This window comes from Deltaproteobacteria bacterium, assembly GCA_009930495.1.
Taxonomy (GTDB): Bacteria; Desulfobacterota; Desulfovibrionia; order Desulfovibrionales; family Desulfomicrobiaceae; genus Desulfomicrobium.
The window spans coordinates 1-3,264 of sequence record RZYB01000238.1; the positions used below are offsets into that span (position 1 = coordinate 1).

General features: G+C 62.8%; 4 protein-coding genes. All 4 read right to left on the reverse strand.

The window, feature by feature from the left end; genetic code table 11:
• Nucleotides 1-157 precede the first annotated feature (157 nt).
• The 4 genes from EOL86_13145 to EOL86_13160 all read right to left on the reverse strand — a co-directional run bounded on the left by EOL86_13145 (nt 158) and on the right by EOL86_13160 (nt 3,190).
• The gene (locus EOL86_13145; GenBank protein ID NCD26520.1) at nt 158-1,117 is read right to left on the reverse strand and encodes an AraC family transcriptional regulator; all 960 of its coding nucleotides are present in this window, start codon (nt 1,115-1,117) and stop codon (nt 158-160) included.
• The gene (locus EOL86_13150; GenBank protein ID NCD26521.1) at nt 1,114-1,704 is read right to left on the reverse strand and encodes a methyltransferase domain-containing protein; all 591 of its coding nucleotides are present in this window, start codon (nt 1,702-1,704) and stop codon (nt 1,114-1,116) included. The genes EOL86_13145 and EOL86_13150 overlap by 4 nt, the downstream gene beginning before the upstream one ends.
• Nucleotides 1,685-2,266 (reverse strand): tRNA (N6-threonylcarbamoyladenosine(37)-N6)-methyltransferase TrmO, encoded by a 582-nt coding sequence (gene tsaA / locus EOL86_13155; GenBank protein NCD26522.1) that lies wholly within the window; start codon nt 2,264-2,266, stop codon nt 1,685-1,687. The genes EOL86_13150 and tsaA overlap by 20 nt, the downstream gene beginning before the upstream one ends.
• 375 nt (nt 2,267-2,641) lie before the next feature.
• Nucleotides 2,642-3,190 (reverse strand): flavodoxin, encoded by a 549-nt coding sequence (locus tag EOL86_13160; protein NCD26523.1) that lies wholly within the window; start codon nt 3,188-3,190, stop codon nt 2,642-2,644.
• Between the last annotated feature and the right edge of the window lie 74 nt (nt 3,191-3,264).

Consider the following 3,264-nt stretch of genomic DNA (forward strand, 5'->3'; position numbering starts at 1 on the left):
TCATCCCCTTGAAAAAGGGGATCCACGCATTTTCAACTACCTGAAAAGACATGGATTCCCGCCTGCGCGGGAATGACGCCCAGGCTCTTTCACGACTTTTTGCAGTGGAGTCAGGACAGGTCATCTGTTTTGTCCGCCCTACATCGGCCATGGGCCATCACCATTCGGCAGCCACCATGCGGCCCGCCTCCCGGCGGCGCATGGAGGCCGGGGTGTGGCCGAAGCGGCGGCGGTAGGCCGTGGTGAAGTTGGCCTGGCTGTTGTAGCCCACAGCCAGGGCAATTTCGCTCAGATTCATTGCGGTCTGCCGGAGTAGGTTCTGGGCCCGGTGCAACCGGGCGTCGCGCAACAGGGTGAAGGCCGTGGCTCCGTACAGTTGCCGGAAACCGAGATTGAGCTTGTTGCGGTTCAGCCCGACGGCGCGAGCCAGATCGTCCAGAGCGGGCGGATTGTCCAGGCGCGCCAGGAGCAGGGCATGGGCCGCGCGGATCATCTCTTCTTCACGGCGAGTCAGCCTGACCTCGGCCGGAGCCTGGGCAAGGGATTCGGCCAGGATGAGAGTCATCAGTTCCAGGGCTTTGGCCTCCAGATACACCCGTCGCATGGCGTCGCAAAACGGGCAGCACAGCATCTGCTCCACGGCCAGCCGGGCGGGCGCGCTCAGGACGGATTGCCGCAGCAGGGGCCGGGAGCCGTCGGCACGGCCGGATGTATCCGGGAGCATGTCAACCAAAGTCGGGATGGCTTCGCTGAAAAGTTCCCGGAACGTGGGCAGGGAAAAATGCACGGACACCCCGCGCACGGGGCCGGGCGAGATGTCCGTCACGCCCCGCGTTTCGGGCAGACAGGACAACAACCCATGGCCGGGCGGCCGGTCCAGCACCGTGCGCTTGGCGGCGCGCAGAGTCAGACGCAGATGGTGGGTCAGATTGCAGCACAGACTGACGGGTGCGCGGTCGATTTCAAAAGAACTGCGGACGAGGCGTTTTGTTTCCCCGCACGTCAGCAGCAGGGTCAGGCCGGGATGCAGCGGGATGATTTCCGGCAGGCACAGGCCGGCGGGTTCGCTGATCCGCACGGACACGGCGTGGGCGGCGGAATCGAGGAGTTTGGTCATGATGCGGTCGCCGTCAGCACGAGCAGAAAGAACCGCCCCAGGTTTGTCTGTTCCGGGCGGTCAAAGCCGTGATCGCGGGCCGTGGCCGTGAGCCATTCCGGGGTGAGGTGCCGGGCCGGATGTCCGGCGGGCAGGTGTTCGTGTCCGAGGTGCTCCAGAATGCCCAGCCGTCCTCCGGGCCGGAGCACGCGGCGGATTTCGTCCAACATCAGGCCCAATTGGCTCGCGCGGCCGGGCATGTGCAGGACCATGGCCAGCAGGCAGGCGTCGGCGCGGCCGGTCGCCACGGGCAGGGCTACGGTGATGTCCGCGCGCAGGGGCAGGAGGGCGGACAAACCCGCCTCTGTGGCGTCCGCGCGCAGCTCGGTCAGGACGCGGCCCCAGGTGTCCAGGGCCAGCACGGCCCCGCGCGGTCCGGTCCGTCTTGCCATGTCCAGGGCATACTCACCCGGCCCGCAGCCCAGATCCACAAAAACGCCGCCCGGCTCCACGCCCAAGGCATCCAGCACGCCCGCGGCCGTGTCCGGTCCGTGACTGCTGGGCCCGGAGCGGCGTCGGCCGCAAGGTTCAGGCGTCATGGGCGTCATCAGCGGCAATTTCGTCCTGAATGCGCTCCATCCAGTGCGGCATGCGCACCTCGCCCTGGGGCTGGCGCTCGGGCATATAGGGCTTGATGTCGATGACCGGGCTGTTGTCGATGGCGTCAAGCCCGGTGACGCGCAGAATGTTTCCCTCGCGGCCGGTCAGGCACACCGTGGTCATGAGCACGGGATTGGGCCGGGCCGGACTGCGCGTGCCGAAAATGCCCACGCGTGGGAGTTCCTTGCGGCCCATGGGATGGACCCGGGTCAGGGCGCGGCCGTGGTCCGGCACCTTGTGTCCCCAATACAGGACGATCAGGTGTGAATAGTCGTCAATGCCGTCCAGAAGTTCCAGCAGGTCTTCGTGGATGATGATTGTCGATTCCGTGGTTTTGGTCTCGCGGATGTGCCGCCGCATTTCCTCCATGCGCGCGTCCAGGGAAATGCCGTCATCGTCGGTTTTGAGGATGGGCTCGGCGACCGCGTTGCGGATGATGCCCACGGCCTGGACGGGCAGGGCCGGAAAGTCGGTGGCCGCAAACGCGGCGCATGCTGTTGATTTTTCCATGATTTTTCTCCTTGTTGGGCGCGGTGCGCGTTGTGTTTGGTCCACGGCGTTTTGTGAATGCCGCTGCGGGGGTGCTTGCTCCGCTGGATTGACCCTGAAGGGCACGGGTCCACACTCTTTTCGCAATGAAGCACTTTGTTTTTTTCGTCATTGCGAGTGAAGCGAAGCAATCCAGATGCTTCTTTCAAGAGTACGATTCTGGATTGCTTCGTCGAAGACTCCCACGCAGAGCCTGGCTTCTCACAATGACGGACTGGAAAATGCGTCATTGCGAACATTGTGCCCTGTACGGGCAGACTCTTCGACGTGGCAAATCCAGAAAAAACCTGGCCTGCCGCGCCACGCCCGCAATGACACCGCGCACCGTGTCCAGTGTTAGCGCCGCCAGGCTTCCAGCGAGGCCAGAAGGCCGGTGGTGCGGTTGCGGATTTCCAGCACATCTTCGGCATGGGGCCGGTACTGGATATTTCCGAGGCGGCCGTGTGCGTTTAAGTCTTCTCTGTGGGCAAATTGGCCTATCACGTGCCACGAATCAAGCACAATGTAGCCTAAATGCTCCATGAAGGAGCGCAGCCAGGCGGTCATGGGCTGGGCCTCGCGCTCGCCGATGTGCGGCCCGCCAAAGGTGCCGAAGCATACGCCGAATTTGCCGGGGATGATGGGCGAGGCCGGTTTGATCAGGCCTTGGCTGTTGTAGTGCTTCATTCGGGACATGATGAAGTCCATTGTTTTTTTGGTCGGCAGCCAGTCGATGACCGGCGACCCGGCAAACACAAGGTCGTAGTCAAAGAAGTCCAGCTCCAGCCCCTTGTCGATTTTGACCAGTTCGGAATCCAGATCGTGCTCCAGAACTGTTTCGTGGATGGCGCGGGCGATTTTGTCCGTGTTGCCGCTTAAAGAGTCATACAAAACAAGCGTTCTCATGGTGTCTCCGTCATTTAGAAGCTGTACCGGACAGCCAGGTAGAGGTTGGTGTTGTTGTCGAACTGACCGAAAAA

Bases quoted from the DNA above. Each gene is read 5' to 3' on its own strand.
- tsaA (NCD26522.1), bottom strand. From the start codon at position 2,266: ATGGAAAAATCAACAGCATGCGCCGCGTTTGCGGCCACCGACTTTCCG.
- EOL86_13160 (NCD26523.1), bottom strand. From the start codon at position 3,190: ATGAGAACGCTTGTTTTGTATGACTCTTTAAGCGGCAACACGGACAAA.
- EOL86_13145 (NCD26520.1), bottom strand. From the start codon at position 1,117: ATGACCAAACTCCTCGATTCCGCCGCCCACGCCGTGTCCGTGCGGATC.
- EOL86_13150 (NCD26521.1), bottom strand. From the start codon at position 1,704: ATGACGCCCATGACGCCTGAACCTTGCGGCCGACGCCGCTCCGGGCCC.